Source organism: Croceicoccus hydrothermalis (genome assembly GCF_022378335.1).
Classification (GTDB): Bacteria; Pseudomonadota; Alphaproteobacteria; order Sphingomonadales; family Sphingomonadaceae; genus Croceicoccus; species Croceicoccus hydrothermalis.
Genome location: NZ_JAIQCI010000024.1, coordinates 1 through 4,543, shown reverse-complemented (window position 1 = coordinate 4,543; position 4,543 = coordinate 1). Strand labels below are relative to the sequence as shown.

Below are 4,543 nucleotides of genomic sequence, written 5' to 3'. Positions count from 1 at the left end.
GAAAACCCCATAGCGCACCGCGTGCGGCCCACGGTTCGTGCTTCGGGGACTTCCGTACGCCTCCGGCGCCCGGAACCCTTCACGTTAGCAGACGGGCAGCTTTCAGTATCAGAAATCCAGAGTGCGGACGGTGAGCGAAGCTTCGGCGCCCATTAGCTAGCGTTTCCCACCTTTCCCGTGCGGCCATCTAGTTCATGGGGAAGATTTAGCTAAACAGGTGTGCCCATGGAGGACGATAAGCTAAAATTTCGAGATCCGGATCGTCCTGCTTGGCGGCATGGAATTGAAGGGGCGGCAACAAGACGATCGTAAAGCCGGTAGCAGATGCTCGCATTGCTTTCGAGCAATGGAGCAATCGTCTCCTAGCCGTATTAAGCGCCCGGCTCGTGGATCGGGCAACCATTGTAGCGCTCGCGAAACTTCGCGGAATGACGATAGGGATCGTTACGCGCACGGTTGATGTTGCCGAGCGGACGATGCGCGGCCAAGCCGGTCCAAACTGAAAAGCGCCGGTGCTCGTTCACCGTTTCGACGCGCTCGACATCCCAGCTGTCCTGTGGATCGACCGTCAAACGTGCAACGGTGAGGAAAGGGGACAGCTCTTCATCCCACTCCGTCGTCGGATCCTCCACCGGATGCTTTTCCAAGTCGCGACATAGTTGCACGCGAAATTCCCAATGACCGTGAAAACTTCGCATTTCTTCGCAGAGCGTGTGCCGGATGGCGTCCTTGTCATCGTCGCGTCGATGGTCTCGTCCTTTCGGGAAAGCAGGTCTTGCGAAACCGGGAACAGACCAAATTTAGCGACGTAATCGCCATACCGAAAGGGCGTTGCGCTGTAATAGGTCTCACCCAACGGATCGGTGTTGGGGACGCCGCCCATCCCGCCGATCTTTGGGCTGGCAAGACCGACCGTGTCGAGCGCAGCTTGCAGCGGACGCAAGACTTTCGAGAGCGCGACCTTCGCACCTTCCGCCTTGTCCGTCGTCGCGGCCAGCAACTTCAGATTAGCGAGGAAGCGTTCGGCATTTTTCATCTCGAAGATGGGGGCGTTGACCAGGACGAAATCCTGGGTCGTGCCGACAGCGTCCGGCAACCGCTCACCCGCCACATCCATGACCTTCATCGCGAGTCCTCGGGGAAGCGATATCGCGTCGTTCAAGATGTCGCCAGGATTGGTCGAGATACGCAGCACTACATCGTGCTTTGCCGGTGCTGCAAACAGGCCCTGAGCAAGCTCTTCGGGCAGCTCGTCGAGAATTGTCAGGGTGCCTTCGAGAATCCCGTGCGCTTTGGCGTGCACCGACCGCACTGCCTTGCCGTAATCCTCGGCCGTCGTTTCGAGGATCTTATCGAAAGTCTGGCAGAGTTGCTCGATTGTCTCGCCCTCGTCGTCGCGAAGGGTCTCAATGTCATCGCTGTAGAGAACGGGGGATGGAATACTCATCATGATCCTTGGGATGATAATAAACCTCGAGCCATACTACCTCACGAACTACCGCATCATGTCGGAGCGCATTCGCCCAACTGCGTAATCCTCAGCCTGCTTCGCGGCAGGCACGACCTTTCCCATGCCAAAAAATTCGTGCGTCACACCGTCGAACACGCGTTGTTCGACCGCGACGCCCGCCCGGCGAAGGGCGGCGGCCAAGGTTTCACCGTCCGAACGCAGCGGATCGATCTGCGCGTTGACGATGGTGACTGGCGGCAGGCCGGTGAGGTTGGCCGTGACCAAATTTATCCGCGGATCCTGCGCATCCGCCATGGTCCGCATGTAATAGTAGCCGAACCAGTTCAACGCGGCGGTGTTCAGCGGCTTGGCCTGCGCGGAATCCGTGCGCGACGGCAAGTCCTTCCGGCTGTCCGCGATCGGATAGACCGATACGATGTGGTCCGGCATCATCCACCCGCGATCGCGCGCGTGGATCGCAGTAGCAACGGCGAGATTGCCTCCGGCGCTTTCACCCAGAACACCGAGCCGTTCGACATCGCCGCCCCATTCGTTGGCATTGTCGAGGACCCAACGATAAGCGCGGGCAGCATCTTCGTGCTGGCTGGGGAATTTGAATTCGGGAGCGTGCCGGTATTCTACCGACACAACCACGGCGTTCAACGCTTCGGCCAGATAGCGCGGGGTGGCATCGTAAGTGTCGAGGTTGGCGATCACCCAGCCGCCTCCGTGATAGTAGACCACCACCGGCAGGTTCGCCCCGGCCGCGGTGCCCGCCGGACGATAGATCCGGGCCATCTGCTCGTCGTCGCTGCCGTAGGACATGTCGGTGGTAGTCACCACGCCGGTCTTGAGCTGAATACCACGCTGCTGCGCCACGCGGGCATAAGCGTCGGCGAAGGAAGGCTGCGAGCGCGCTTGAGCAGGAGTGAGACTGGTCAACGGTTGCGGTCCGAGTGCCGCTAGAGCGTCCAGCACCGCTTTCATGTCGGCAGATGCAGGCATGGGCTGAACTTGAGCGACCGGCGGAACCGGCGGAGGGGGTGCATCGGCGCTGCGCGGCGAGGTCATCTCCATGCCGGACTGGGCGTTCGGAACGCTGGCGCATCCTGAAATGGCTAAGGACGTGCCCGTAAGAAGAACTGCGGACAGCAACTTGCGCGATACCGATTTGATCATGGTGGAAGCCCCTGTTCCATTAAGATGCAGAGAAAACCTCCGGTTTATCAGTCGGTTTCGCATGAGACGTCGTTAGCGCCGTTGCCAGCGACGGAATGGGCAAAATTCGCGACGACTGGAATGTCGCCAAAAATCTACCCTCACGGAAATCGGTTATGACGATCGGGCTGGGTCGCGTTTCCGGCCTCAGAGAAGAAAACCGATGAAAGGTCCCATGAAGGGCGATCGTGGTTATTCCTCTTGCGGTGCACTTCAATCGCACCGCGACCTCCTGAAGAACGCTCAGCTAATTTAGGGACATGACGTAGGAATTCGCTGCTACTCCCGCACACCGGCGCAGGCAAAATATTTTTGACATCAATGGCTTGGCTTATGTTAAAGTCAGATCATCGCCGGGGCGTCTATCCGGGTTTCCGGCGACTGAGAGTATGTTCGTGCTCCCGCCCATAAACGGGAGACGACAGATGGATGCCGAGCATCCTCTGCAATTATTGGTACGCAATTTCGAGCTTCGATGCCGCCTTTCGCCCGAAAGCCGGCAGGCCTTGCTGGACCTCCCACATAGCGTGCAGACCATGGAGGCTGGGAGCTATCTCGTGCGCGAGGGCGAGCCCCCTAAAAAAAGCGTCGTGCCCATATCCGGATATGCCTGTCGCCAGAAGATCACGCGCGCGGGCACGCGACAGATCATCGCCATCCAGATCCCCGGCGAAGCGGTCGACCTTCAGAACCTCTACCTCGAAACCGCCGATCACAACGTCCAGATGCTGCGGCGCGGGACGGTGGCGCTCGTCCCGCGGGACAAATTGCGGGAGCTGGCCCGGTCCAATTCCGAAATCGGCGAAGCGATCTTCGCCAAGACCCTGGTGGAGGCGGCCATCTTCCGCGAATGGGTCGTCAATATCGGCCGCCGCCAGGCCCCCCAGCGGATCGCGCATATCCTGTGCGAACTCGGCTTCCGGCTGAAATCCATGGGTCTGGCCAAGGAATACGGTTACGAACTGCCGATGACACAGGAAGAACTGGGCGATGCGGTCGGGCTCACCCCGGTGCATGTGAACCGCACGCTCAAGCTGCTGGTAGCCGAAGGTTTGATCGAGCGCGACAAGCGCAGCGTCAGCTTTCCGAACTGGCAGAAAATGCGGGATGCCGCCGATTTCAACGAACGCTACCTGCATCCCGGGATACAGGCTCCCATCGCGAATTTCTAAGGCGGACGACACTATGCCCTTATTCTATTTCCATCTGAGCAATAGCACCGGATGGACCTGCGACACCGAGGGGCGCGAACTCGAAGGGGTCCAAGGCGCGCGTGAAGTGGCCATCCAGGATGCCCGTGCGCTGATTGCCGCGGACGTTCTGGAAGGCCGGGCCATCTTGATGTCGAGCTACGTCGCGATCCACGATGCGGAAGGCGAAGAGGTCGACAGGGTCGGCTACGACGAGGTTGTTACGCTTACTTAACAGGCTGGGAACGCCGCTTTTGGGGCGTCGAGCTCCTGAGCTGAACGACCGAATTTAGGCTGCGTAGCTGCCATTCCAGAGATCCTGAGCAAACGGCAGCTTTCGAGCCACGCTACAAACGTCTCCAATGACCGCTAAAGGGTCTATTCTGTTGAAGAAGTCGCTGCCGGAGCTCGGCTTGGCTCGCGGCTGACACTGGGCGAGCGGCGTTGCGATCCCGCTTAGGCGGGTGCGAGGCTCGGCATCGGCCGCATCTTGGCCAGCTTACGAAGGTTCTGGGCTGCGGCTGCGAGGTGGAACTCGTCTTTTGCTCCATTCGGACCGCGCAGGCGCAAGCGGTCCAGCTTCAGGATGCGTTTGAGGCGAGCGAACAGCATCTCGACTTTCTTCCGCTGGCGGCGTGAGACGAGATAGGCGTCGCTGGTGGCGATCTCGCGGGCCAGATCGCGA

General features: G+C 59.7%; 6 protein-coding genes. 2 read left to right on the top strand and 4 right to left on the bottom strand.

Annotated features, from left to right (window positions below; genetic code table 11):
- Positions 1-371 precede the first annotated feature (371 nt).
- The 3 genes from K4G67_RS17690 to K4G67_RS13625 are packed head-to-tail and all read right to left on the bottom strand — an operon-like array spanning position 372 to position 2,692.
- On the bottom strand, positions 372-572 hold the full coding sequence (locus tag K4G67_RS17690) for a hypothetical protein (RefSeq protein ID WP_338026440.1): 201 nt from the start codon (positions 570-572) through the stop codon (positions 372-374).
- A complete protein-coding gene (locus K4G67_RS13630; protein ID WP_338026439.1) occupies positions 569-1,450 on the bottom strand; it encodes a catalase family protein in 882 nt (293 codons plus the stop codon). The genes K4G67_RS17690 and K4G67_RS13630 overlap by 4 nt, the downstream gene beginning before the upstream one ends.
- 45 nt (positions 1,451-1,495) lie before the next feature.
- Positions 1,496-2,692: an alpha/beta hydrolase gene (locus tag K4G67_RS13625; RefSeq protein ID WP_239806910.1), complete on the bottom strand. Its 1,197-nt coding sequence runs from the start codon at positions 2,690-2,692 to the stop codon at positions 1,496-1,498.
- Between the two features lie 401 nt (positions 2,693-3,093).
- Between K4G67_RS13625 and K4G67_RS13620 the strand changes: the two genes are divergently transcribed.
- Together K4G67_RS13620 and K4G67_RS13615 are read left to right on the top strand one after the other, a co-directional pair.
- The gene (locus K4G67_RS13620; protein WP_239806909.1) at positions 3,094-3,840 is read left to right on the top strand and encodes a Crp/Fnr family transcriptional regulator; all 747 of its coding nucleotides are present in this window, start codon (positions 3,094-3,096) and stop codon (positions 3,838-3,840) included.
- 13 nt (positions 3,841-3,853) lie between these two features.
- Positions 3,854-4,093 carry a DUF6894 family protein gene (locus K4G67_RS13615; RefSeq protein WP_239806908.1) on the top strand — a complete coding sequence of 80 codons (240 nt, stop codon included), beginning with the start codon at positions 3,854-3,856 and terminating at the stop codon, positions 4,091-4,093.
- 221 nt (positions 4,094-4,314) lie between these two features.
- On the opposite strand, the gene K4G67_RS13610 is transcribed toward K4G67_RS13615, so the two are convergent.
- On the bottom strand, positions 4,315-4,543 hold a 229-nt coding region (locus tag K4G67_RS13610), incomplete at its 5' end, for a transposase (RefSeq protein WP_239806907.1).

What these genes read in the sequence shown, in the direction of transcription:
- K4G67_RS13630 (WP_338026439.1), bottom strand. Translation starts at nt 1,450, where the DNA reads ATGATGAGTATTCCATCCCCCGTTCTCTACAGCGATGACATTGAGACC.
- K4G67_RS13615 (WP_239806908.1), top strand. Translation starts at nt 3,854, where the DNA reads ATGCCCTTATTCTATTTCCATCTGAGCAATAGCACCGGATGGACCTGC.
- K4G67_RS13625 (WP_239806910.1), bottom strand. Translation starts at nt 2,692, where the DNA reads ATGCGAAACCGACTGATAAACCGGAGGTTTTCTCTGCATCTTAATGGA.
- K4G67_RS13620 (WP_239806909.1), top strand. Translation starts at nt 3,094, where the DNA reads ATGGATGCCGAGCATCCTCTGCAATTATTGGTACGCAATTTCGAGCTT.